The sequence below is a fragment of the Streptomyces sp. PsTaAH-137 genome (genome assembly GCF_003259365.1).
GTDB lineage: Bacteria > Actinomycetota > Actinomycetes > Streptomycetales > Streptomycetaceae > Streptomyces.
The window spans coordinates 133680-158122 of sequence record NZ_QLLY01000016.1; the positions used below are offsets into that span (position 1 = coordinate 133680).

17 protein-coding genes and 1 tRNA gene are annotated in these 24443 nt (G+C 67.8%); 13 read left to right on the plus strand and 5 right to left on the minus strand.

Features of this window, described 5'->3' with window-relative positions; all coding sequences use genetic code 11:
- The first annotated feature begins 220 nt into the window (after nt 1-220).
- From K377_RS30525 to K377_RS30555, 7 genes are all read left to right on the plus strand, one after another.
- Complete coding sequence (locus tag K377_RS30525) at nt 221-1207, plus strand: DUF3883 domain-containing protein (protein ID WP_258395172.1); 987 nt, start codon at nt 221-223, stop codon at nt 1205-1207.
- 238 nt (nt 1208-1445) lie between these two features.
- Nucleotides 1446-3332, plus strand: coding sequence for a DUF2075 domain-containing protein (locus K377_RS30530; protein WP_111666799.1), 1887 nt, complete (start codon nt 1446-1448; stop codon nt 3330-3332).
- Nucleotides 3333-3736: 404 nt separating this feature from the next.
- Nucleotides 3737-4378 (plus strand): hypothetical protein, encoded by a 642-nt coding sequence (locus K377_RS30535; RefSeq protein ID WP_146614777.1) that lies wholly within the window; start codon nt 3737-3739, stop codon nt 4376-4378.
- A gap of 677 nt (nt 4379-5055) precedes the next feature.
- A complete protein-coding gene (locus K377_RS30540; RefSeq protein WP_111666801.1) occupies nt 5056-7065 on the plus strand; it encodes a caspase family protein in 2010 nt (669 codons plus the stop codon).
- Nucleotides 7066-7067: 2 nt separating this feature from the next.
- Nucleotides 7068-8363 carry a CHAT domain-containing protein gene (locus tag K377_RS30545; protein ID WP_111666802.1) on the plus strand — a complete coding sequence of 432 codons (1296 nt, stop codon included), beginning with the start codon at nt 7068-7070 and terminating at the stop codon, nt 8361-8363.
- On the plus strand, nt 8360-9364 hold the full coding sequence (locus K377_RS30550; protein ID WP_161194976.1) for an alpha/beta hydrolase: 1005 nt from the start codon (nt 8360-8362) through the stop codon (nt 9362-9364). The genes K377_RS30545 and K377_RS30550 overlap by 4 nt, the downstream gene beginning before the upstream one ends.
- A gap of 110 nt (nt 9365-9474) precedes the next feature.
- Nucleotides 9475-10329, plus strand: coding sequence for a sugar nucleotide-binding protein (locus K377_RS30555; RefSeq protein WP_111666804.1), 855 nt, complete (start codon nt 9475-9477; stop codon nt 10327-10329).
- 43 nt (nt 10330-10372) lie between these two features.
- On the opposite strand, the gene K377_RS30560 is transcribed toward K377_RS30555, so the two are convergent.
- Nucleotides 10373-10447 (minus strand) — tRNA-Trp (locus tag K377_RS30560).
- A gap of 187 nt (nt 10448-10634) precedes the next feature.
- Nucleotides 10635-11399 carry a hypothetical protein gene (locus K377_RS30565; protein WP_146614779.1) on the minus strand — a complete coding sequence of 255 codons (765 nt, stop codon included), beginning with the start codon at nt 11397-11399 and terminating at the stop codon, nt 10635-10637.
- 554 nt (nt 11400-11953) lie between these two features.
- Here K377_RS30565 and K377_RS30570 point away from each other — a divergent pair.
- Both K377_RS30570 and K377_RS30580 read left to right on the plus strand, forming a co-directional pair.
- Nucleotides 11954-13687, plus strand: coding sequence for a hypothetical protein (locus tag K377_RS30570; protein ID WP_111666806.1), 1734 nt, complete (start codon nt 11954-11956; stop codon nt 13685-13687).
- A gap of 594 nt (nt 13688-14281) precedes the next feature.
- Complete coding sequence (locus K377_RS30580; RefSeq protein WP_202454595.1) at nt 14282-15484, plus strand: helix-turn-helix domain-containing protein; 1203 nt, start codon at nt 14282-14284, stop codon at nt 15482-15484.
- 230 nt (nt 15485-15714) lie between these two features.
- Here K377_RS30580 and K377_RS30585 read toward each other — a convergent pair whose 3' ends face one another.
- Nucleotides 15715-16434: a DUF3800 domain-containing protein gene (locus tag K377_RS30585; RefSeq protein WP_111666808.1), complete on the minus strand. Its 720-nt coding sequence runs from the start codon at nt 16432-16434 to the stop codon at nt 15715-15717.
- A gap of 235 nt (nt 16435-16669) precedes the next feature.
- Here K377_RS30585 and K377_RS30590 point away from each other — a divergent pair, with 235 nt between their 5' ends.
- From K377_RS30590 to K377_RS30605, 4 genes are all read left to right on the plus strand, one after another.
- On the plus strand, nt 16670-17854 hold the full coding sequence (locus K377_RS30590; RefSeq protein WP_161194979.1) for a dsDNA nuclease domain-containing protein: 1185 nt from the start codon (nt 16670-16672) through the stop codon (nt 17852-17854).
- Nucleotides 17841-18404: a hypothetical protein gene (locus K377_RS30595; protein ID WP_146614780.1), complete on the plus strand. Its 564-nt coding sequence runs from the start codon at nt 17841-17843 to the stop codon at nt 18402-18404. The genes K377_RS30590 and K377_RS30595 overlap by 14 nt, the downstream gene beginning before the upstream one ends.
- The gene (locus tag K377_RS30600; protein WP_111666811.1) at nt 18401-20293 is read left to right on the plus strand and encodes a hypothetical protein; all 1893 of its coding nucleotides are present in this window, start codon (nt 18401-18403) and stop codon (nt 20291-20293) included. The genes K377_RS30595 and K377_RS30600 overlap by 4 nt, the downstream gene beginning before the upstream one ends.
- A gap of 304 nt (nt 20294-20597) precedes the next feature.
- Nucleotides 20598-21137 carry a hypothetical protein gene (locus tag K377_RS30605; RefSeq protein WP_111666812.1) on the plus strand — a complete coding sequence of 180 codons (540 nt, stop codon included), beginning with the start codon at nt 20598-20600 and terminating at the stop codon, nt 21135-21137.
- A gap of 59 nt (nt 21138-21196) precedes the next feature.
- Here K377_RS30605 and K377_RS30610 read toward each other — a convergent pair whose 3' ends face one another.
- Nucleotides 21197-21946, minus strand: a complete 750-nt coding sequence (locus K377_RS30610; protein ID WP_111666813.1) for a hypothetical protein — start codon at nt 21944-21946, stop codon at nt 21197-21199.
- 382 nt (nt 21947-22328) lie between these two features.
- The gene (locus K377_RS30615) at nt 22329-24203 is read right to left on the minus strand and encodes a hypothetical protein (RefSeq protein WP_111666814.1); all 1875 of its coding nucleotides are present in this window, start codon (nt 24201-24203) and stop codon (nt 22329-22331) included.
- Between the last annotated feature and the right edge of the window lie 240 nt (nt 24204-24443).

Here is a 24443-nt window from a genome sequence, read left to right on the forward strand (position 1 = left end):
TTACTGATGGACAGTGCGCGGCCGGCGAGCTCAGTGTGCTTGCGTCGAACCGGCGCGGATGTCCTGTCGAAGGGATGGTCACTCTCTGGTGAACAGGTTGCTGGCAGAGTCGACTTCGCCGCTCTCGTTGACGTCGCGTGGCGGGCCTTCACCGAGCTGTCAGGGAGCGGTAGATGCAATCTTGTTGACCTGTCGTTAGTGACTGCCTTACGGTCTCCTCGTGACTTCTGAGGCGTTGTTCGTGATGATTCATGTCGGGCAGAAGGTCGGACACCAGCGGAACCTGGAGCACGGGATGGTGACGCGGTCCTGGGGGTTTCCGAGGAAGCCGGACTGGTACGGGCGGCGGGAGCCGGACTTCGCGGTGCTGGTGACCGGAGCAGCGCCGCGGGTGCAGCCGGGGGAGTGGGCAGCGGAGTCTGCGCGGATGGTGCTGTGCAAGGTGCAGGTCGGATTGTACGAGGCAACGGCGCCGCACTGGCCGGACGAGACGGCCGAGGAGCGGGTCATCTACCCCTACCGGCTGGGACTGGAGCCGCTGGCGGTGCTCGACGATGTGCCGCTGGGCCCGGACGGTCCGCTGAGCGTGGAGGCTTCGCAGGCGGCGCGCCGGTCGGGGACCCAGCAGGGAGTGGGATACCTGGTGGCGATGGACCCGCAGCCGTTGTTCGACGCGGCCGGCATCGAGACCGACTGGGCCGCCGGCCATGATGTCGCGCTTGCCGCGACGCCGGGGGTCACACTTGAGCAGTTGGAGGGCCCCAACAGCCCCCGGCGCGGACGGCGGGGCGCGGGCCGGCAGATGGACCCGGAAAAGCGCAAGGCGGTCGAGCTGTACGCAGAGGAGAAGGCCGTCACCCACTATCAGGATGCCGAGCGGGGCTGGACGGCGTACAAGGTCGGCAAGCCCTACGACCTGCGTCTGGAGCGGGAAGGGGTGGAGCGGCGTGTGGAGGTCAAGGGCACTACCGGCGCCCCCACCAGCGTGGAGCTGACGGTGAACGAGGTGTTCCACGCCCGCGATCCCCGCCACAGGGTCGACCTTTTCATCGTCAGCGACATCAAGCTCACCAGGACGGACGGCGCATACCACTGCAGCGGCGGCGACGTCTTGCTGCTCGAGGACTGGCAGCCGGCCGAGGAAGACCTGCGCCCCACCCGCTACCAGTACCTGGTCCCGCAGCCCCCTGCCGCACCCCAGCCGTAGCCGCGGCCCGGGCCGCCCCATCTGGCCCCTCCACCCAGGCGGCGGCTCTACGAACATTCACGCGCGGCATCCGCGGGCGCGCACGGACCCCTTGCCCTGAGACGCCGATCAGGGGCCAGCCGTTTGCGGGCCGGGTCCGCGTGCCCGGGCGGAGCCGCCAGGCCACCGCTGGGCCGCACCCACCCCGCGCGGGGCCACCCGCGCTCCCTCATGAGACGCATCCGACCGAGGAGCCACGATGCCGTTACTGCGCATGTCCGGGCACGAGTTCGTCAACCGCTGCCAACAGGGCACGGTGGCCGATGACCTGATCGACAGTCACCGGCGGGCGCGACTGGGCCGGCTGAAGGAAGGCGAGATACGGTCCTGGCGCAACAGCCTGCCCGCCCTGGCCCGCGTGCTGGACGACGCCGGACTGCAGCATGTTGAGGTATTGATCGAGTACCAGCTCGCCCTGTCCAGCCTGCGCGCCGACGTGGTACTGGCCGGCTGGCACCCGCACACGTCCCAGCCGTCCTACGTCATCGTCGAACTCAAGCAGTGGACCCACGCCCGGGCCCTGCCCGACACCGAGGACCTCTGCCTGCCAGGGGCCGGTAACAACAACCGTGCCTTCTTGCACCCGGTCGCCCAAGTACGGCGCTACTGCCAGTACCTGCAGGAGTTCACCACTGTGCTGGACGCGGAACCCGACGCAGTGGCCGGAGTGGCCTACCTCCACAACGCCGACGTCAACGGCGTGGCCGACCTGCTCGCCCTTGAACCCGACCGGTACGGGCGCCTGTTCACGCGCAGCACCCGCGATCAGCTGGTCACCTATCTGCAGTCGCGCCTCTCACCCGCTCACGGCACCGCGGCTGCCGACGACCTCATCCACAGTCCTCTGGCACCCAGCCGTCCCCTGCTGCGCGCGACCGCGGAGGAGATCCTGCACGCCGACCGGTTCGTCCTGCTCGACCAACAACAGGTCGCCGTATCCTTGGTCCGCCGCGCGGTGAAGAAGGCCCGAGAAGCGGATGGCAAAGAAGTCCTCATCGTCACCGGCGGCCCCGGCTCCGGCAAAAGCGTCATCGCCCTGCACCTGATGCGCCATCTCGCTCACGACCGCCACACCGTGGTCCACGCCACCGGATCCAAGTCCTTCACCCGCACCCTCCACCATGCCGTCGGCACCGACAACCCCCGCGTGCGAAAGCTCTTCGGCTACTTCATGAACTTCGCCGATTCCCCCAAGAACGGACTGGACGCGCTGATTTGCGACGAGGCCCACCGCATCCGCGCCCACTCCGTGCGCCACCGGGGAGTACGCCAGATCGACGAACTCCTCGACGCCGCCCGCGTCCCTGTCTTTCTCCTGGACGATCACCAAGTCGTACGCCCCGGCGAGATGGGCAGCCGCGAAGCGATCGACCAGGCCGCAGCTGGCCGAGGCCTGCGCCCACGCCACATCGACCTCAACGGCCAGTTCCGCAACGGCGGCAGCCGCGCCTACGAACAGTGGGTCCTGCGCCTGCTCCAGCTCACCGATGAGCCCGCCACCGAGTGGGCCGACGAGCGGGCCTTCCACGTCCGCGTGGTTGACTCTCCCCAGCAGATGGAAGACCTCCTGCGAGCCAAGGAGACGCAGCACCTCACGGCGCGTATAACGGCCGGCTTCTGCTGGCAATGGAGCGACCCGCACCGCGGCCATCTGGTCGACGACATCACGATCGGCTCCTGGCGCAAGCCGTGGAATCTGCGTGGCGAGTCCCGCCTCGACGGCGTCCCCCCGTCCTGGCTGTGGGCCACCGACCCCGACGGTTTCGGCCAAGTCGGCTGCATCTACACCGCCCAGGGCTTCGAGTACGACTGGAACGGCGTCATCCTCGGAGACGACCTTGTCTGGCGTCAGGACCGCTGGCTCCCCAACCCACGGGCCAACAGGGATCCCGCGCTCGGTGGCACCGACCCTGCCACCTTCCTCCGCCTCGTCCGCAACACCTACAAAGTCCTCCTCACCCGTGGCATGTCCGGGACCATCCTGTACTCCACCGACCCCGAAACTCAGGCGCGCCTGCGCCAACTGGTCCCCGCATCGACTGCTGCGGAGCCCGACACGCTTGCTCCGGCCCAGCGGCCCACCTGAACCACAGCACCAGGCCCCGGCGCGTGCCGATCGCCGTTAGACAGTTCCTGACTGTTCCGGCGATAGCCTGGCGGCCGCGGAGGGCGGGGCGGTTGCTGATGATGGGGTGAAGTGTCTGCCACCTCGCCGATGCTGCACGCGAGGTGGCCGACTGGAGCCTCGCATAGGCAGGAGCGGTCTGCGACGGCGTTGTTGGAGAAATTGCAGGCCAGGGCGTCCGAAACGTCGACGCAGGTGGACAAGCTGCCGAGCAGGAGTCAGAGCTTGCCCGCTCAGGGCCCGACAAGACGGTCCTGCCGCTCTGATGGAGGAAGAGGAGCCGCCTGGCGGCCGTCCATGCTCCGGGTCCCGTTCCGGGGCTGCAGCCTCAAGCAATGGAAGGGGGAGGGTCGATAATGCCGGACATGGCAGATCGCAGTCCGGTTCTCCGGATCATCACCCAAGTGGCGCGGGAGTCCCTGAAGCCGCTCGGCCTGGCCCAGCGCGGGCGGTCGCGGCTGTGGATGGATGATCACGGGTGGTGGCTCGGGGTCGTGGAGTTCACTCCGTCGCGGATTGCCGGCAGTGGTCTGTACGTCGGTGCGATGTGGCTTTGGCACGACGTGGACCACCTGGCCTTTCACGTGGACGCAGTCAGGGTGGGCTCCGAGCTGTTTCGCAGCGAGGACCAGTTCACGCCTCTGGCACTTGAGCTCGGTCGGGAGGCGGCAGCGAACGTAACCGTGCTGAGGGAGAAGTTCCCAGATCTGTCGGAGGTCGTCCGCTACCTGATGTCCAGGCCGGTGCGGCGCGGATCTTTCTGGGACAACTTCGACCCGGGGATCGCAGCCGCCCTGGCTGGGGACACGGTCACGGCCCGCGATCACTTCGAACGAGTCCTTCGAGAGGACGCGCTGGCCACGTGGATGGTCGAAGCCCAGGTGAAGGCTCGTGAGCTTCACGCGGTCGCGGCAGATCGCGATGCTGTGACCGCATGGGTCACGCGGGCTGTCGACTCATGCCGGAGCAAGCTGGGCCTGGGTCCCCTGCCGTCCGCGATCAGCTGAGCGGACCTGCTTGATGAGCGACAGAGCTGCGCGGTACGGGCTAGCAAGATCAGGGTCATAAGCAGTAGGCACACCACGGAAGTTGGACCAAACCCGAATTCGTGAACAAAGCCAGAGAGAGGGATGACCACCTCATGATGCGAGGCGCGTTCGATGGCTGCCCTTTGACCGCGCTCTTCCCTCTTTTGACGCCTGGGGACGTGGACTCCTTGAATCAGGCGGCCCGCACGGTTGTGAAAGATCGCTCCCAGGCGCAAAGGGTGCTGCTGATTCCTCGGCTGACCGCGGGGTGACATCGGGTGGATGGTTTGCCGATCAACGGCCACGCCCACCGACAGGGTCACGTATTGGAGCGCGCCACCGTCACAGTGAACCCAGGCATCGCCTTCGGCTACGGCGTCACCCGCCCGCTTCCGCGCTTTGCCCTCACTGCGGCGGACGCCACGCGGGCCGATACGCCCCGGCGGACCTCAGTGATGAAGCAAGGCGCTGCCCCCGGTTGGCGGCGGGACGGCATGGCGAGCACATGGCGTCAATCTTGGAGCTGGGTTCACCTATCTGGGTGACTGGCTCGTGCCTCTGTCGGGTTCCACCTGTGATGAGGCGTCAACTGTGTATCTGTGGACGATGGTTGCCTCTACTATCGGTGTAGTAGGCGATGAGAGCAGGGGGGTCTCATGGCGCCGTACACGACGCACAACTATGTGGTCCAGGGCGGCCCATTAGCCGGCCCGATGTCGTTGCCGGAGGGCACGCGGGAGAACGCGTCGGTCCTGGCGGCGGCTTTGACCGATCCGGATGTGGTGGGTCTGGCGCCGGAGATGTGCCACGTCGTGTCCCCGGAGTCTGACGACGATTTCCTCAACCGTTTCTCGCGGGAGGTACCGGCGGGGGACGGCCTGATCGTCTACTGGACGGGCGGCCGCTGCCGCGCCAGTCTCTCGGGCAAGCCCCAGCTGGCCCTGCCGCTGCAGGAGGACGGCCGCGACGTGTGGCTGGACGTGCAGGATCTGGTCGAGGCGATGAAAGCGGCCGACAGCCCCGACCGGCTCCTGGTCCTGGACACTTGCCTGACAGTCGATGCGACGGTGTCGGACCGGCAGTGGATCAGGGATATCGGCCGGCTGAGCAAGCAGGGCGTCGCGCTGCTGACGTCGGTCGGCAGTTCACCGTACGCATTCGCCGCCAACAACACGACACCGTCGGTATTCACTCAGCATCTGATCAGGCTGCTCGGCGAGGTCGCTGAACAGCCCGAGCCGCTCGATCTGAGAGCGGTGGCCAAGTGGCTCCAGCGGACCTCACGCAACGAGGGCTACCGGCCGCCTATCCTGCGCAACTCGGGCAGTTTCAGCCGCCCCATCATCCCCGGGCGTGATACCCGCGACACCTCAGCACGCGGACGGCTGCTGCCCGCGTTACGGGCCATGTCGTCCGGGGCGCTGGAATCCTGCGCCCGCTACGCGCTCGCGATCGCCGGCGCTCCGATGGGCGGCTCCCTGTTCGCCCCGGCAGCCGACGCGGAGACTCTCAGTCGGGCCTTGATCCAGACGCGATGCGGATTCACCCATGACACCACGTCTGTGCTGGCCCAGCCGCCGACCCGGCAGCGCCTGTTCGACGCGGTGCGCGAGGTGTCGGGCCGGGCCGAGAACATGGCGCTGATCTACCTGGTCGGCCACGGCACCGTGCGCCAGGCGGGCCGGGACATCGACCTCGACCTGCACCTGCAGGACAACGAGACCGTGCGCGCCAGTGAACTGGTGACCTGGCTGCGCAGCAGCAGCGCCCAGAGCGCGGTCTTGATGCTCGACGTGTGCGGGGTACGCCCGGTTCAGCGGGTGATGCCGATGACAGGGCAGGTCCTTGCCGAAGGCAGGGCGGGCATCAGCCGCCTCCTGGTGGAGTGGACCAACATCTCCTCCCAGCCCCTCGAGGCCCCCGTCGCCCGCAGGCGGCGGCGCCTTCCCCCGGTGAGCGCCAGCCAGTTCATGCCCACGGAGCTGCCCGGCTCCGCTGAGCAGGAGGTGCGCTGGACGTTCGACTTCGCCGACGCGCGCATCACCCTGATCGACGAGGCCGGGCCGCTGGAGGGCTGGGCCCACCGGCTGCTCAGCAGGTCGACGGCAGTGGACCCGCTCGTGCACGCCGACGAACTGCTATCCATCGCCGCCGAGTCCGCCGCCGGCCAGCCCGTACCACCCTTGAACTGGCAGCCGGACGACGAACCTGCCACCACTTCCCCTGCACCCGCCTCTGCAGAGCCCGTCCCCTCACCGGGCCTCCACGGCGGGCAGCCGCCGGCTGGACTCCACCGCCGCCACCGGCCGCGCCTGCGGGTTCCTACCGGCGCCCTGCCGATGCGGGTGGGCCAGCGCCTGGATCTCACCTTCGACTACCAGCCGCAGGACCCCTCCCGCGTGCCGCAGCCCGGCGATGCCACCGACGACCAGCCCCTTGATCTCACTCTGTCCATCGCCGCCGGCACCGCCGAGGTGACACCGTCGGTCATCTACACCCACTTAGTCGACGACCGGGGCAGTCCGCCGGAGCAGTTCCGGATCACCCCCAGCTCGCCCGCCCCCGTGACCCTACGCATTGACGTCCTGCGTCGCGCAGACGGTGCCGTCATCCAGAGCATCGAGCGTGTTCTTGCCGTCGCAGGCAGAGACGGCAGCACCACCTGACCATGGACCAGCTTGTAGACCTCGACGTCACCATTTCCTTCGACGGCTTCGACGAGTTACAGACCATCCCGCGCACAACCCCGCGCGCCCTGCAGGACCGCACAATCCACCTCTGCTTCGACAAGGTGCACGACGGCTTCCAGGTGCGCGCCTACGGCCCTGCCCTGCCCTACGACGGCAACGCACCCCTCAGCGGCCACCTCACTGTGGACACCGAGCAGATATCCCAGTCTGTCGAGGACATCCACGAAGCGTGGCTGAAGGCCACCGTCCTGTGCCGTTTCGAGGGCCGCTACCCCTTCGAAGGATTCCCGGCCCAGAGTCTCGGCGAGCGCAACGCCCGCGACCTGCTGGATGAGGCCTGCGAGACACTCGCCCGCGCCGGACAGAATCTCTACGGCGACATCTTCAAAAGCGGAGACGACGACCTGGACCACCTCGAGGCAGAGCTGGCACGCGCCCTGCGCAGCGGACCGCAGACCATCACGGTCACCTCACCCGACCTGTTCATCCCCTGGGGCCTGCTTTACCTCCACCCCGACCCCGACCAGGGCCTCCACGCCGGCGACCCGGCCACCTGGGACGGCTTCTTCGGCTACACCCACCTCGTCGAACACAACCTGGGCCGGGTCCCCCATTACAGCCCGTTCATCGAACATGACGGAGCCCGCCCCATAGCCGGCCTCTTCCTCGACACCCGCCTGGAGAAGAAGAACGACCCCGACTGCCCGCTGTGTCCCGTCCGCAACGTCTTCGGCACCCACTCCACCGCCACCGAGTGGACCACCAAAGCCGAGACCGCCCAGCGCCTGACCTCACCCAACTGCACCGACCACGTCGTCTTCTTCGGCGCGCACGCCACCGCCAACCGCACCGACAACCACGGCCAGAAGTCCGCCCGCATCACCCTCAGCGACAAAAAGCCCATCATCGCGGCCGACATCAAGGACTGGGCCCGCCACCGCGACCAACCTCTGCCCAATCCGCTGTGTTTCATGATGGCCTGCGAAGGCGGCCGCGCCGGACAGTACGACCAACAGGGCCTCGCCCGCCCTCTGTTCAAACTCGGCGTGGGATGCCTCGTCGGCCCCCAGATCGAAGTACCAGAAACCGTCGCGAGCACCCTGGCCACCCGGTTCTTCGAAGAGTTCTTCAAAGGCGAACGCGCCGCCTGCATCCTGCGCGACCTCACCCGCGACTTCATCAGCCAGCACGCGACGCCCCTCGCCCTGGCCTTCACCCTCATCAGAGGCATCGACACCTGCCTCATCCACAGCCCGGAAGGCGAGCAGCCGTGACACGACCCCTCCTGCCCGTCACCACCCTCGACCTCGACAAGAACGGGCACCTGCTCCACACCGACGGCCGCACCGCCATCGCCGACACCGACATCGCCCAGCACCTCGAAGACCACTTGCGGCTGCGCGAAGACACCACCGACATCTTCGTCTTCGTCCACGGCTGGCGCACCAAACCCGCCGCCGCCCTCACTGCAGCCCGCAACCTCTTCACCCATGTCGAAACCCTCGCCGCCACCCAGCCCGAGGCCTACCGACGCATCCCCGACTTCCGCCCGCACTACATCGCCGTGCGCTGGCCCTCCCGCGACAACAGACTCCTGCCCACCGACTACGAACCCGTCAAACAACGCACCCAGACCATGTCCGACCGCGGCCACGTCCCCCGCGTCCTGGGCGCCATCCTCGGCTACCTCAACACCCACCGCGAAACCCCCGAACCAGGCCCCGAAACCCTGGTCACCGGCTACGGGCAGTACTTGCACTGCGCCGGCCACTCCTTCGGCAGCCGCGTCCTGCTCCACGGCATCCTCGAAGCCAGCAAACGCCTCGCCGACGGCGGACCCGACACCCTCGCAAACGAATGGGACGATCCCGCTTACCCCTGGACCCTGGACAGCCTCACCCTCTTCCAGCCGGCACTCCCCGCCGACGCCTTCACCACCACCCCCTACACCAACATCCTCAACCCCAACCTGCTCAACGCCCCCGTGGCCATGACGTACTCACCTGCCGACACTGCCCTGGGCAACCTCCACGAGAAGAAGGAGGACCAGGTCGCCATCGGCCACCTGGGCGCCACCGCCCCCCAGGACCACCTCGCCCAGATCACCCTCCAGGACGTCACCACCCCCTACGCCTTCCCCCGCGGCAAACGCCTCATCAACGTCGACGCCAGCAACCTCTACAACGCCAACAAACCCTTCGTCGGCGCCCACTCCGACTACTTCCACCCCGAATCCGCGCACCTGATGCTCTCCCTCGCCAACAGCGCCCGCTGAAACCTCGCTGTCGGGGAACGTTCGCAGGCCCGGGCGCCCACTTTCTGGCCACACGGCGACCGGGAGCCCAGCGACTGGTATCCCTTTGGGCTCCCCACTACGGTGCGCCCATGACGACCCTGATCATCGGTGGGAGCGGGTTCCTGGGCAGCGAACTTGTCCGGCAGGCTACCGAGACAGGCCACAACACCGCGGCCACGTGCACGACTGCGTTCGAAGGCCGCTCCCAGACAGCCGTCTGGCATCAGCTCGACCTGCGGCAGCCGGAAGACCTTGAGCGGGTTCTGGACGCCGTAGACCCGGACCTGGTGGTGAACGTGGCCAGCAGCAAGGCATCTTGGACGGTGACGGCCCAAGCACCCATCCGGATCGCGCTGGCTGCGGCCCAGCGCGGCTTCCGTCTCGTCCACGTGTCCTCCGACGCCATCTTCTCCGGCGCGCGCGTGCACTACTGCGAGTCAGACCAGCCCGACCCGGCCTCTCCCTACGGCGCGATGAAGGCGGCCGCCGAGACCGGCGTGCTGGCCGTCGCTCCGGAGGCGGTCGTCGCCCGGACCTCTTTGATCATCGGCCGTGGTCAGTCCATCCACGAGCGGGTCGTCCACGAGATGGCCGCCGGAACACGCGAGGGGGCACTGTTCACCGACGACATCCGCTGCCCCGTCTTCGTCGAAGACCTGGCCGCCGCCCTGCTGGAACTCGCCGCGGGAGAAACGACCGGCATCCGGCACCTGGCCGGAACTGACGCCATCAGCCGCCACGAGCTGGGCACCCTCATCGCCGGCCGCGACGGACTTGACGCCTCACGGCTGCGTCCGGCGCTGCGTCCACACACCCCCCTGTCCGGTGCGCTCGACGTACGACTGGACAGCCGGGCCACCCAGCAAATGCTGCACACGAAGCTGCGCGGCGCACGAGAGTTCTGCACCGCCACGGTCTCGGGCGCGGTGACCGACTGCTCCTGAGCGAAGCGGCCGGGCCCGCGGATCCGGGCCCGGCCTTCGAGGGCAGGGGCGGCAGGATTCGAACCTGCGGCGTGCGGGTTTGGAGTCCGCTGCTCTGGCCGGTCTGAGCTACGCCCCTTAGCTGCAGGGAGCCTGGCACGACCGAGCTCGTGCGAGCCACCGAATATCGGCGGCGCCGGGGCGGTGAGGGTGAAGGCCACTGGTCAGTGAGCTGGGGGCGGGCGGGAAGGCCGAGCGCGAGGAGCCCCTGGGCATCGGCGGCCGGGCAGTAAAGGGCGACCGCGTCGTCGGGCACTCGCCCCGGCTCAGCGCGCGGGCAAGGAAGCAGGAGTGCCCGGTGGCAGCGGGATCTCGTCCAGCCGCAGCCACTGTTCCTGGCCGCTCTCATCCGGCAGGTGGAACCGTACGTCCTGCGCCTCGTCCGACTCGTATGGGGCGCCTCCGACCGCCTGCAGCAGGGCACGCAGCCTCTGGTGAGGTGCCTGCATCGCCCGCTCGCGCACTCCCTCGGCGCGCAGAGCAGCCAGCGTGAGGGAGGCTGTGTTCACCCCGGTACGCCGATGGCCATCGGCGTGGGCGATCGCCTCGGGGTGTTCCACGATGGAGGCCAGGGCCTCAGGGCCGGCGACGGTGTACGTGAGCACCAAGTCGCCGCGCTGCATCACTATCTGCGCCCCCGGCTGCACCAGCGAGCCGCCCTCCTGGGTCGACATGGTCACCTTGCCGACCATCGGGCCCATGCCGAGTTTCCGGACCTCACTGAACTGCTCGATCGTCGGGTCCACGAACCGCTCGGAGTCGGGGAGCACCAGGGCGCAGTGTCCGTTCCACTCGGTTCCCGACCAGGTCGGGGTGAGCGAGCCGTAGAGGGTGCCGGTACCGTTCTCCTTCCGGATGGCGACGGTGACGGGCAGCAGCTCGGCCCGCACTCCCAGCTGGCCGTACGCATTCCGCAGCGTCAGGCATGCGTCGACGCAGATGTTCGCCGGTGCGCGACCGTCCGAGAGAGCCGCCCACAAGAAGGGCAGCACCAGCTCCACGATCTGGTCAGGCTTTGCGTGCTCCAGCATCCGCGCCATGAGGTCCAGGCTTCCCGGTAATGCCGGGGCCGGCGGTCTCTGCTTCGGTAAATAGGGTCGGGCGACCCGCTTTTGCGGTGTTCGGTGCTTCCTACCCCGCTGCTGCTTCGACATGGGCAGAGCCTAGGGAACTCAACCGGCCTTTCGACAGACCGCGTTCGCCTGTGGAAACCAACCCAAGGATCGAGGACCGCGCTCGACTACGCCACCGTCGGACAAGCAGTCCGCCCAACAGCCACAACAGGTGCTGCTGGTCGACCTGAACGCCGTCGCCCGTCTGCCGCTGCCTCGCTCACGTGCACCCTTTCGAGGGGGAACGGCCGTTAGGGCGCTGTGAAAGTTGCGCGGGCGTGCGCGGACGCGGTTTCCTGTCTGCACCTGGCAGGTGGCAGCCAGCTCCGGACGCCGATAACCGACCCTTTGGTGTCGACGGACAACACCACCACTTCACGCCTTGATCGATGTGAGTACTGTCCACGTGAGCCGTTTCCTTGTGAACTTCACGCACCTTCTGCCGGGTCGGGGCAGCGAGAAGGGAGAGCGTGATGCTCATCGAGGAGTACGTCGTCGACATCCGGCGCCAGATGACCAGGGAGAGCCTGAGGACGGCGCGGATCCACCTGGCCGGCCTTCCGGACTGGTCCGCCCTGGTACCGGCCGCCAAGAACGCGGACCAGGAGCGGCTCGAGTCACTTCTGCTGCACGTGTTCGGCCTGGCGCTGGGACGCCACCCGCTGGGCGTCAGCGAGATCGTCCCTCAGGCCGATCGACTGCTGCTGCGCATGGAGAGGACTGAGCTAGTGGTCTTGCTGTTGTCCCTGCTGCCTTACCGGGACCGGCGGCGGTCCCGGCACGGGGTCCTCGACCTGCGGGCTGTCGCCATCCGCCGAGGCATCGAGCTGACTTTGGGCCGGTTCAGTGCTGGCCGCGCGGTGATCGAGGGTCCCGCAGGCTGCGACCCTGCAGGCGTGCTGGACGCGCACCGGGTCGCGATCGAGGAGCGCGGCTACGAGCCGCTGTGGGATGAAGTCACCCCGCGTGATCCGGTGCCGAATCTCCTGCGCCGCCCCACGCGGGCACGCAAACGGACGACGCCCGCGGACCCGCACACCGTGCGACCGGGCCTGGCCAGTGCGCTGTTGCGCCGTCTGCATCTGTGGCCGTCGCTGACCGCCGGCAGTACGGTCACGTTCACCAGTCGGCCGGACGGCGGTGGGCTGGCCTGGGAGGTGCAGCGTCGCGTGCCGCCACACCTGCCGCTGCACGAGGACTCCGTCGCCACCGCCCTGTCCGAATCCGTGGCAGGCCCGGGACTGAGCAGCGACGAGACGGGCCACCACTGCGACCAACAGCAGTGCATCCAGACCTTCGCGGACGGCCGGCTCACCGTCCGCACCACTCACGGTGAACAGCACGGTCCCGCCCGGCGGCCCGGTCGCGACCGGGCGCACATCTGGTCAACGTTCCTGAGCGAAGCGCAACCGTCAGCACAAGCCACCGGACAGGCTCGCCCAGGACACGTTCTGCAACTGATCGACCCCTGGGGTGACGCCCCGGGAGAGGCTGCGGAGCATCTTGCAGCCGCGTGGGCCCAACAAGGTCTGCGCACGCTGGTCTTGAATGCGTGTAGCGATCACACACGGCGCGGCGAGACCGCTTCCTGGCAGCGTGCCCGTCTGACGGGCGGATCGGGTGCCATGTTCACAGGGGTCGCCGACTACGTCTACGGCGACCTCAAGGCCGACCTTGAGCGCGCTCGATCCGAGTTCGACGAGATCATTCTGTTGAAGCAGCCATGGACCACCACGTCGTTTCTGGGCCTGTCCTCTCGGGCTGACGACCACGTCGTCGTCGCCAGCGGGGGCTTCGAGAGGAACTCGAAGAGGACCACGGTGCACGCCGGGCAGCTACGACGACGCACCACCCCCTTCACCCCCAACGAATCCGCAGTGGCGTGGCTGAACAGCAGCCTCATCAGGGTCCCGTACGCCGAGTTGCCCCTGACCGGGCTCGTTCTGTGGTGCACACCCGAGGTCCGCGAACTGGACACCTTTGAGACTGAGGTGGTCCAGGAGCTGGCCCGTCACGGGATGCCTGTGCTGGGCCGTCTGCCGAAGGCGCCTCGTCTTGGGTCTTGCCGGACCGTGCTGGACCGCCTCCCCGGCCAGCAGGAGGGGTTCGTTCTGCAGCAAGCCGCCCAGATCCGTACGAGCTTTGGCACTGCGCACGGGAAGGAGACACTGTTCGAAACCGCACTGCGCGAGTACGCCCGAGGGTGAAGCGGAGTCGAGGCGGAGGGTGCAGGCATGGTCTGCACCCCTGTTCTGACCGGCCTGCCTGGAAGACTCGGTCTCGAGGCCGTGAGCCTCGCGTGCGGCCTTGAACCACCACAGGCCGTCCGCGACACACAGAGTGTCCACCACGTTGACGAGGCCTCCTTCCGCACCCTGAACGTGCGCAACTGGGACCGGATGGTCGCCGCCTGGGCGGCCGCTGACGACGACGTTGTGGACACCGTCTGATTCGACGACATCACCGCCGACCTCGGCTCCTACGAATACGTCATGAACATGGGCTTCGCCGCCTGAGACACGGCGTACGCCGCAGCCCACTGGCGGACCAGGCGCTCCGGGCGTCCCGGGCGGCCGGGCCACCCTCCGATCTCCCGGTCGGTGCCCGCGCTCCATGACGCGGGGACATCGACGTGGGGCGTCACCAACGTCATGGCCAGCAACAACTAGGGCTGAGGCCGCTGCCACAGCAGAGACACTGTCGGTGTCGCATCGTAGGGTTCGCGCATGGCTCGTTCCTGGACGCGACTGCATGGACATCTCGGTGTGCCGCCCGGCCCGCTCACCTTCGACATGGTCAAGATGGCAGCCGAGACCCGCCTGGCCGAGTCCGACGACTTGGACTGGAAGGAACACCTGCCCAAGCCGCCGTATGACGGACGGTGGAACGAGTTGGCCAAGGACGTCGCGGCGATGGCCAACACCCGCGGCGGACTGCTCATCTTTGGCGTCACCGACGAGGACACGAAGCCGGTGGGTATCGACCCCGCCCAGGCCAACGTCGCGCAGTACGCTCAATGGCTGCGCAACCACGTCCAGCCCTACCTGGCCGACGTCTACTTCGCCATCCTCACCTCACCCGACGCCACCACCAGCTTCCTGGTCATCGACATCCCGGCCAGCCCGATGGCCCCCCACCATGTGTACGGCACCGCTGCCAAGGACAAGGACCAGCAGGCCGCCGTAGTCCCTTACCGCGACCGTGACCACACCGCCTGGATGGCCGAGTACCAGATCGAACGCGCCTACCGGGACCGCTTCACCCGCGCCGACGACGCTCAGCACGCGATCGACCAGCTTTACACCCACACCCGCGACGACGTCCTGGCCGAACAGGAAGAACCCTCGGCATGGTTCATCGCCGTAACCCGGCCCCAACGCCCCCTGCCCCACACCACACCACCTCTGACCCGCGAAGCGGCCAGCATGCTGTGCGGCAACGCCAGAGCCATCTCCGAGCGCTTAACCCGCGACCGCTACACCATCAGCCCCCTGCACACGCTGGAATCCGTCTTGAGCACGCCCCGCCCGGGGCTGCGCCGCTGGGTCTTTTCCACGCTCTCTCCGCGTATGGGCCGGGAGATCCACAGCGAACTGCACCACGACGGCAGCACCGTCCTCGCCGCCAACCTCACCTGGAGAGCATGGCCCCGCCAGCCGGCGGGAGTGCGAACGGACGGTCTCCCGGTCGACACCGACATCACGGCGGCCGCCTGCCGCGACGCCCTCGCCCAGGCCCGCGAACTTGCCCGCCATCTCGGCCAGGACAGCTCCTGCCACGTCCAGGCGGCCATCACCACATTCGAGTCACAGCCCCTAATCCCCATCGTCACCCACGGTGGTGGTGACTTCCGCGACATCGCCGACCGCGCACGCCATCCGCGCCGCATCCAGACCGTGACCACCCAGGTCAACCCCGCCGACGACGATGAACAACTGCGCGCCGGCGCACAGGAACTCCTCACCGACCTGTCGAACCAGTTCGGCATCAACAGCCACCTGTAGCCGCGACGCCCCCCGAAGCAGCCACCGCCCGCCTGCCGCACACCGCAGCACAGCGCGCGGCGCCGCGCATCTTTTCCCGGGCGGGGGCCTGGGACGGTGACATGCTGCCGCACGGCGCGTTGGGGCCGCCTCCTCCTACCGGACCGATCCGCGGCCCGGTAGGAGAAGCAGCCTCTGACTGCCGAAGTTCAGTTCGTCGATCTAATCGGCCTTCCCTGGTCGGTGCAGATTCAGTCTGCTGGCCAGGGTTCGCGCCACGTGCGCATGTGCAGGTGGATCACGTCGGTGATTCTGCCGATTGCTTCCTTGGCCTTCGGATGGCTGTCCCACCTGTTCCAGTGACGCTGCAGCGCATAGGCAACGAGGTCAGCAAGCTGCACCCCTGGGCTCGCGTGAGAGCTCACGAAGTGCATGGAATCGATGACGGACTTGAGCTTGGTCCCCGAAACCTGACCTCCGCCCCAGTCCTGCAGATCAGCGACCATTTTGATCGCTCGCAGCTGATGCTCCTTCTGCTCGTCAGCGATCAGGATCTTGTTGCCTCTGTACCCACTGTCGATCTTCTCCAGAAGGAACTGCAGGGCCAAGAGGTAGGCGTTTTCGTCTGCATCCCCGCCGTACCGCGAGTGCAGTCGCTCCTTGTGGATGCTGGAGCAAGACACGCCGACGTCGAGATCATCGAGTACCGCGATCGCGTCCTCGTAGACGGCGATCAGCTCAGTGGGATCCAAGGAACTCCAGGGGCCGCTGCCGTTCCAGATCTCGTTTCCGTGGAGCTCGAATTCGGCCGGTACTTCCCCCAGGTGCTTCCTTGCCACCTCGCGGAACTTTTCCGCGAGGGGCTGCACTTGGTCTTCGTGCACGAGCACGGCGGCCAGCGTCAGCAGCTTCTGCTTGTGGGCGCCCTTCCCAACGGAGCCCGTCTCGTCGATGTAAACCAGGTGTGCCATGCGCCGAGTAAAGCGGACCGCGGCTCGTGACGGAAGGGAAATGATCAACGCAGAGCGGAGGCGTGGCCCGATGAGTGGCAGCCCTGCCCTCCGAGTCCGGGCGGCCTCCAAGCTCACCCTGGCTCACCGTGCGGCGTGGACAGAAGCACAAGAGGAGAGGCGCATCATTGAGCCCTGGACGACTGATCATTGTCCTTTTACGCTTCGTGCTTGGGGAGTTACGAGGCGGGGGCATATGGACGATCCGATTGAGGTTGAAGCGCCGGATGATTCCGGTTCCACGACCTTGCGCCGGTACGAGTACCAGGTCCATGTCGCGGCGCAGGGCGTTCTGGAGATGCTCGCGGCGGACGGCAGCGTGGAGCACGTCACCTGCGAGCACATCGAGGACATCGTGATTGCCCGCAAGGGCGATATTCGGTGCGCTCCGGGTGATCTGCTGTGGGACTTTCAGCAGGTCAAGACACGCGATGCGGTGGAGCCGTGGACATTGACCGACGTGCTCGCCAAGGGCGCGTTGAAGAGTCTGTGGCGCACCTACCAGAGCCTTCAGGCAGTGCACCTGACCTATCAGCTGACCGTGGCGGTAGAAGGACCGCTCGATCTCGCCGACGAGCCCCTGGCCGCGCTCGCCCGAGGAGCCGGCCACGACAACGCCACGTGCCTCTCGCGCGTCACCACCCACTTGAAAAAGCCCGAGCAGGACCAGGTGCGTGACTTCCTCAGTCGCGTTCGGGTACGCCGGCTGCCACGGCGAGAGGACATCGAGGCCCGCAATCTGCGTGTCATGAGTGGCCTGGGTGGGCCCACCGCGACAGTTGGGCTCATCGAAGCGCTCTACACAGAGATCCTGCGCCTCACACGGAACGCCACACAGGGCCGGCTGGGACCGCAGTGGCAACGATTGCTGGCCCTGGACGTGCAGGCGACGCTGCTGATGGACAAGCGGATCACGCAGGCAACGGTGAGCGACGTCCGCCAACGACTGCTTCGACCCGATCACATTCTCCTGGGCGAGGTCGCCGACCTGCTCGTGGCGGAAGAGACCCAACTGGTGCGCAAGCTGCGCCGCGGCGGCGCCTCCAGTGAAGTGATCGAGGATGCCCAGATGATGCGCGCCCACGCCGACTACCACCGTCTGACGGAGGTGGCCCGGGGGGCCTGGCCCGAGGACGCGGTCGAAACCGACCTCGATCAGCGGCTGGTTTTCCTGGCCAGGCGGATGAAGCGCGCGCAGAACGAAAACCCTCGCCCGGCGGACGCCATCTTCGACTCTCTGCAGGAGTCGTTGCAGACCAGACCCGAGGAAGTGGACCGGCACCCGCTCTTCGCACGCGACGGCGTGCTCCTGATGGGCCGGGCCTGCGCCGTGTCCGACCAGTGCAAGTTCGACTGGGGGAGAGCCCGTGACGCCTCCTGATGTGATCGTGCGGGAGTTACCCCTTCCCGCTACCGGCGGCGGACCGCCGTCACCGGACGCGCAGGCCAGACTGCTGACCCTGATCGACGTCTTCTCCGCCACCCGTACGGCCAAGGGCATCGAAGGCCGTATGAAGCTTGCGAAGCTCGATTTCCTCCTGCGCTATCCGGACCGGTTCAAGGTCCTGATGCAGCGCCGGCGCCCCAACGTCGAGGTCGGCGATGATCCGTGGCTGACCGGCGTCATCGAACAGAAGATGATCCGATACCGCTACGGCCCGTGGGATCCCGCCTACTACGCACTCCTGGGAGCCCTCACCGGCAAGGGCCTCGTCACCCCGCGGCACGAGGACGCCATCGCCACCTACCGCAGCACAGAGAAGGGACACGAGGTAGCACTGGCCCTGGCCGACAGCCAGAGCTGGAAACCCGTGCGTGACCGTGCCGTCCTGCTGCGCCGGCACTTCGATGTCACCGGCACCACGCTCAAGAACATGATCTACGAAGAGTTCCCCGACATCGTCGAGGCGGACTGGGGGACCCCGTTGTGAGACTGCGCATCGAAGAGTTGCAGCTCCTGGGCACCACACGCACCGTTCGCTTCGCACCAGGGATGAACGCGATCGTCGGCGCGATGAGCGGAGGCAAGACCGCCACCGTCAACTGCCTGCGCGCGCTGCTGGGAGCGGACGTCAAGGTGATCCCGGAGCTGCGGGGCAGAACCATTGCAGGCCTAGTCGTCGTCGGCGACCGCCGGTTCCGTATCGTCCGCCACCTCGTCACCACCGCTACCGCCAAGGTGGACATCGCCGAAGTCGGCGGCCAGCAGGAGGTATGGCGACTGCCCGCCAGCGAGCTCCAGGAAGGCTACGACCAGACCTTCCGCGACTGGTGGCTGGACATGCTGAACCTGCGCGCCGTGCGCGTCCCCCGCGCCCCCACAGACGACGCCAGCCCTCTGGTGCCCGTCACCATCAGCGACTACCTCATGTACTGCATCCTGCGGCAGAAAGAGATCGACAGTTCGGTCTTCGGCACCCCCGACAACAACTACAAGAACATCAAGCGCAAGTACGTCTTCGAGATCCTCTACGGCCTCTACGAGCCCGAAGCCGCTGGGCTGCGCGAGCGCCTGCGCGAGGTCAGCACCGAACTGCGGAGCCTGACCGCGGACGCGGCCACCCTCGAGCGCATCCTGGAGACCTCGAACTACTCCTCCCGCGCCCAACTTGAAGTCCAACGGGACCAGACTGAAGCAGAGCTCGCCAGCGCCCGACGGCAAGACGTCCACCTGGCCGAGCGCACAACGGCCCCCACCACCGTCGTGTTGCGGGAGCAGATCTCCGAGGTGGAAGCCGACCTGGGTCAGATGAGCGATGCGGAGGCTGCGGAGCGGGCAACCATCGGACGATTGCAGGAATTGCGCGGGCAGCTTGTTGCTCAAAGCAGACGCCTTACCCGAGCCCTGGTCGCAGAACGCCTGCTCAACGACTTCGAGTTCCACACCTGCCCACGCTGCGGCTCAGACGTCCCAGAGCGCGGGGACGAAGACACCTGCCGCCTGTGCCTGCAGACCCCACCCGACACCCCGGCCCCCGCAGCACTCGCCGCTGAACAGGACCGCGTCATCGACCAGGTCGCCGAGACCGACCAGCTGGTAGAGCGCAGCACACGCCGCCTCGACACCCTCCAGGCACGGCGCGCCGCGCTCCAGCAGCTGCGCTCAGACCTGGGCAGCCAACTTGAACGGGCCGCGGCGATCTACCTCACGGACGAGACCGACCGCGTGCGCGAACTCGCAGCCCGCCAGGGCCGCCTCGAGGAACATCTCGCCCGACTGCGCGACGCCCTGGACCTGCACGACCGGTTGCGCGGCCAGGGAGAGAGGGTGGCGCAACTCCAGCAGGAACAGGACGAACTCAACGAACGCATCGCTGCCGCACGCCACAGCAATCCGTCCGTCCACGAACGACTCTCCAACCTCGACCAAGCACTCGAAGCCTCGCTGCGAGAATTCGACGCACCCCGATTCGACAACCGTCCCGGATCGCGGATCAGCCGCGAGACATATCTGCCGGTCGTCGACGGCCGCTCTTTCGCGGACCTCGAATCACAGGGCGTCGAGGTCCTCGTCAACGTGGCCCACGTACTGGCCCACCAACGGGTAGCGATGGCGGACGAAAGTATCCCCCTGCCCAACCTGCTGATCATCGACGGCATCAGCAGCAACGTCGGCCACGAAGGTCACGACCTCCGCCGCCTGCGCAACATGTATGCAGCCCTGCTCGGCGCAGCCACAGACAACATCGACCAACTGCAGATCATCGTCACCGACAACGACTCCCCGCCCATCAGCGGCATCCACCGGGCGCTCGACCTCTCAGACAGCGACCGGCTCGTCCCCATGCCAGATGCCGACGAAGAGAGCACCGAGCCCTGATCTCAGAGCGATCAACACTGTGCCGTTGCACGTGCTGCGGTGTTCGAGGATGCGGCGGGGTTCCAGAGTCGGCGAGGGCGGCCGCGAGCGGGATTACAAGGGCGGCGTAACGGATGAGTGCGTGGGAGCGTTGCTGGGGTGGCGCCGCCTTTTCGCACTGCGACGGTGCCCGGCTGAGAGCCGTCGCGCAGCCCACACGCCGGCGGACAGGTAGGCCCGAGCCCTGGTGTGGCATCGCAGTGACCGTAAGGGCCTTGAGGGCCCGGTTACGGCCGTTCGTGGGCAGCGGCTCGAGGGGACACCCATGTCCAGTTACTCACGCAAACAGCCCGTACGCCGGTCGGTTGAGCCACGCGTCGCCGTGCACCACCCGAATCTGCAGTCCGTGCGGGACGGGATCCCGCCGGCCCCCGACGCCTGTGCTGCTGCCCCTTCAGGCGCGGTGCTGCCCGCACAGGTTCCGGCGGAGCTCCTGGCTGTGGTGGAGGAGTTCGCGCGGCACATGAACCGGCATCTGGCCGAGGCCGTCCGGGTCGGAGGCCAGTACGCCAACTGCCGGGGCGAGTGGCAGCGCCTGGTCCTGTACGCGCTCACCGACTCCCTCGCCTACAACAGCCTCGTCGTCGGTACCATCGCCGCCTACCTGCAGCAGCACGAGATCGACGACGACCTGCTGCGACGTCACCTGCAAAGCCCCTCCCCGGACCGGTACGTCACCCAAGAAGCCCTCGACCTGCTCGCCGGCCTCCTCGGGTCCCTTCCGGCCAACGCTCCTGAGCGCGAAGCCGTAGAACCGACGTGGACAAGCATCGGACGCCAGATCGCTCAACGAGCGGCTCCTTAGTCGTCTGCCGGATGTCCGGGCCCGCTGCTGACCGGCAGCGGGCCCGGGCGAGGGACCGCCTATTCGAGGGAGCGCAGGGTGAGGACGGCTCCGTTGTGGTGGATGTCCCAGCCGGTGCGGGTGCGTTGGCGATGTGTATCGCTCAGGCCGACGGTGGGGTGGGAGAGCGCGATGGCCAGGTCATCGGGGAAGGGGTAGCCCGTCCATGCCAGTTCCCAGCGGTCGCCCGCCCCGTCGAGCCGACGCAGAGCTTGGGTGACCGAGCGCTGCTGGGGACGGTCGAGCGGATCGCCCCACCAGCCGCCGATCGCCCATTCGCCCCGCGGATCCCTCAAGGCCATGCGGACGGGAAGGGCGGCCAGGAGCTCGGAAGCGGCCGACGTCATGGCAGGCACGGCGCCCAGTTGATCGGCTTCAACGTCGGTGAGGGCTGCGGTGGTCGGGCGGATCCACTGCGGATCCACCCACTGTGCCGGGCGGCGTCTGCCCCGCCCGCTCCCCTCGACGACGGTGAGGACGGCTTGGGTGGGCAGATGCCGCAAGCGCCAGATCCGGCCGTCGGTGGCCTCCAGTCGCAACCCGGGAATCCGGAACGGCCACTCGTCACCGCCAGGCACCAGCCAGCGCACCGCGCCCTCGGCCCAGTTCGTCCAGATCCTCAACTCACCGTCTGTAGGGGAGGGGAGCAGGGTGTACGAGGTCAGCCCGTAGGCGCACCACCGACCGCGCACGGTGTCCAGATCGGAATTGAACCAGCCCAGCGCCAGCAGCGCCCGCAGGTGCCGCTGCTGCGGCGTACAACGGTCCATCCCCAGACCGACACCATGGCCGCGAACCGCGCTACCCGCGACGGACTGCCCTTCCTGCGTATACGTACGGCGCAGAGCAGCTGCGCGCCGACGAACCGAATGTGGCATGGCGTGACCCTTCCAGGGCCGCCCCGGGCCGACCCAGCCACGCGCCAGCGTCACCAGCTGAACAGCACGAAGAGAGTTGCGCAGTGGGCGCCCCACACCCTCTGGCGACTCCGGACCCGGGGAGGCAACCGGCCCGCTCGAAACCGGAGCTGCGCGCGCCGGTTACGGGCAGCGTAGGGCATTGTCGTCAATCGCGGCGTACCTCACATCCCGTGTCGGTGCGCGCTACGGGCAGCACGCACCTTCCTCGCCAGCAACCTCCTGCAATCGCTGCTCACGAGGTGTCGGCGTCGCGGTCTGCTGAGACCGTGGCGGCTGGCCACAGGCGTTGGGCGAGACCAGTGGCGGCCTCCTCCATGGAGCCGTGCGGCGCGTGGACCAAGTTGTTGCCGTCAACTACCGGGGGATCGAGCACGGTGAGCGGGTGGGGGCTGTGGTCGGTGCCGTGGATCATGATCCCGCGCCCTGGGAACCTGCCCATCACCTGCGCCCCCATCAGTGCCAGGTGATCTTCGACCTCGCGAGCGAATGCGTCGTCTGCGGGGTGTTCGGGGTGTGGCGCCAGGCCGGGCAGCAGGAGCAATCCGGTGGGTGCTTGATCGAGTGCGCTGCCGTTGCCCAGGTGGTCCAGACGCCACTGCAAGGCGGACTCCCGCGGGGACAAGGTCATCTGGGCCGAACGCGTGGGGGCGTACGGGGCGGGCGGCAACGTGATGCTGCGCGGATAGGGGGCTGCTTCCAGGACCAGCAGCCGGAGGTCGACGCCCGCGCCGAGCTGGGCGATTTTGGTCTGCCAGGCGGTGTCCTCGACCAGCAGAACGCGGTCGAAGTCGCGACGCGCTTGTGCGAGGACATCGGAGAGCTGGGGATCGGAGGTGTCGGTGCGCAAGTGCCACAGGCTCCCCGGGGGCGGCGCCAAGCGCAGCCGGCTCCACCGGGCCGCCGTGGTGGGGATCCTTTCGGTGGGCCACTCGCCGCGCCTCCGGCGCCGCGTGAGAGCCCAGTCGAACATCGGGTCCTGCTTGCCGATCACGATGAGGCCGGTGGCGAAGCCCTGGGCCGCCCACACGGCAGCAATCTGTGTGGCCGTCCCGGGCAGATCGATGCTCGGCGACTCGGGCGTTGAGGCTTTGATGAGTCCGACGATGCTCCCTGCCTGATCCGTGCGCCTGCTCGGTGCCTGGCGCAGCGGCCGGCTGCGCCCTCGAGCGTCACCGAGGGCGGTCAGCGGCCGGGCGGCATGCGAAGCACCGTCTTCCGTGGGGGCATCCGTGTGGCTGGTGATGGTGAGCGTCCCGCCGGAGCGGGCCCGCATGTGCGGCGGGGCCAGGGTGATGACGCATCGCGTGGGCCCGCAATCGTGGTGGACGACGCCGAGCTGGCCGCCGACGACGTCGTCGGTCCATGCATCCAGCAGCCTCTGGTCGTGCGGTTGCCCGTCGACGGGGCGGTCCACTCTCCAGTCGACGCCGTAGTCGACACGTTCGCGGCTCACCGCTACGTGGGTGTAGCCGGCCAAGCTGTCCCACAGCCGGGGGCGGCGCACGATCAGGCTGGCCAGGCCGGTGGCAGGGGCAAGTTGTCGCAGTACGTCGCGCTCGAGCGGTTCGCGCCGCGTGAGCAAGCGCTCCGCTACGGCCGGATCCCAGTGGGGAGTGCCGCCGTCTTGCATGACTTGCGCGGTGTGCGCGGCGAGAACGGCGTGCAGGTCCTCGTCGTGCGCTCCCGCGATCCTCACATGCGCGCTGCCCGGACGCTCGTGGGGGTATCGCTTGCGGCGGGTGCGCAGTTCGAAGCACAGGTACTGACCGTCCGGCCGCACGGTCAGCTGCCGGACCCCTCGCCAGGGGCCCCTCCGGCTGCGGTGCGGCAGCAGGTCCAGCAGAACGCGTACAGCGTGCACGGACTCCAGACGCAGGACCAACGCGTCGGTGGCGGGGATGGCTTCATGAATGCCGAGCGGGCGGACCGAGTCCGACAACCGGCCGAGGCCGTCCAAGAGGACAGCCTCGAGTTGGGCCTGGTCTTGTGAGGCGGCCGGAATCAGGCAGGCATACCGGTCGAGATCTTCGAGGCGCAGGCGTGCCCCGCGCAAAGTCTCGCCCGTGAACTGAACTCGGCTTGCGACGAGTTGACGGCGATCGTGCATGGCGTTCTCCCTGCCTCCGACCTAGGCAATGAAGACGCGGATGCGTGCAAGGAACCACAACAGGTGAACAGCCGACTTACAGCGCACGTAGGTTGTCTGCCAATGCCCACGGTCGGATAAGGGCACCCAGAACTGGCCGCGTACGAGGCCAGGCACAGCGGAGCCTACCGGACCCGAAGGGGAACACGGCAGACACGTTGCACGATTCACCCGCGTAGAGGAGGGCTCCCGGCGGGTCGC

Excerpts from the sequence above, each read along its gene's own strand:
- K377_RS30610 (WP_111666813.1), bottom strand. The coding sequence starts at position 21,946 with ATGGACCGTTGTACGCCGCAGCAGCGGCACCTGCGGGCGCTGCTGGCG.
- K377_RS30535 (WP_146614777.1), top strand. The coding sequence starts at position 3,737 with ATGGCAGATCGCAGTCCGGTTCTCCGGATCATCACCCAAGTGGCGCGG.
- K377_RS30565 (WP_146614779.1), bottom strand. The coding sequence starts at position 11,399 with ATGCTGGAGCACGCAAAGCCTGACCAGATCGTGGAGCTGGTGCTGCCC.
- K377_RS30580 (WP_202454595.1), top strand. The coding sequence starts at position 14,282 with ATGGCAGCCGAGACCCGCCTGGCCGAGTCCGACGACTTGGACTGGAAG.
- K377_RS30545 (WP_111666802.1), top strand. The coding sequence starts at position 7,068 with ATGGACCAGCTTGTAGACCTCGACGTCACCATTTCCTTCGACGGCTTC.
- K377_RS30615 (WP_111666814.1), bottom strand. The coding sequence starts at position 24,203 with ATGCACGATCGCCGTCAACTCGTCGCAAGCCGAGTTCAGTTCACGGGC.
- K377_RS30540 (WP_111666801.1), top strand. The coding sequence starts at position 5,056 with ATGGCGCCGTACACGACGCACAACTATGTGGTCCAGGGCGGCCCATTA.
- K377_RS30530 (WP_111666799.1), top strand. The coding sequence starts at position 1,446 with ATGCCGTTACTGCGCATGTCCGGGCACGAGTTCGTCAACCGCTGCCAA.
- K377_RS30605 (WP_111666812.1), top strand. The coding sequence starts at position 20,598 with ATGTCCAGTTACTCACGCAAACAGCCCGTACGCCGGTCGGTTGAGCCA.
- K377_RS30555 (WP_111666804.1), top strand. The coding sequence starts at position 9,475 with ATGACGACCCTGATCATCGGTGGGAGCGGGTTCCTGGGCAGCGAACTT.
- K377_RS30590 (WP_161194979.1), top strand. The coding sequence starts at position 16,670 with ATGGACGATCCGATTGAGGTTGAAGCGCCGGATGATTCCGGTTCCACG.
- K377_RS30585 (WP_111666808.1), bottom strand. The coding sequence starts at position 16,434 with ATGGCACACCTGGTTTACATCGACGAGACGGGCTCCGTTGGGAAGGGC.
- K377_RS30570 (WP_111666806.1), top strand. The coding sequence starts at position 11,954 with ATGCTCATCGAGGAGTACGTCGTCGACATCCGGCGCCAGATGACCAGG.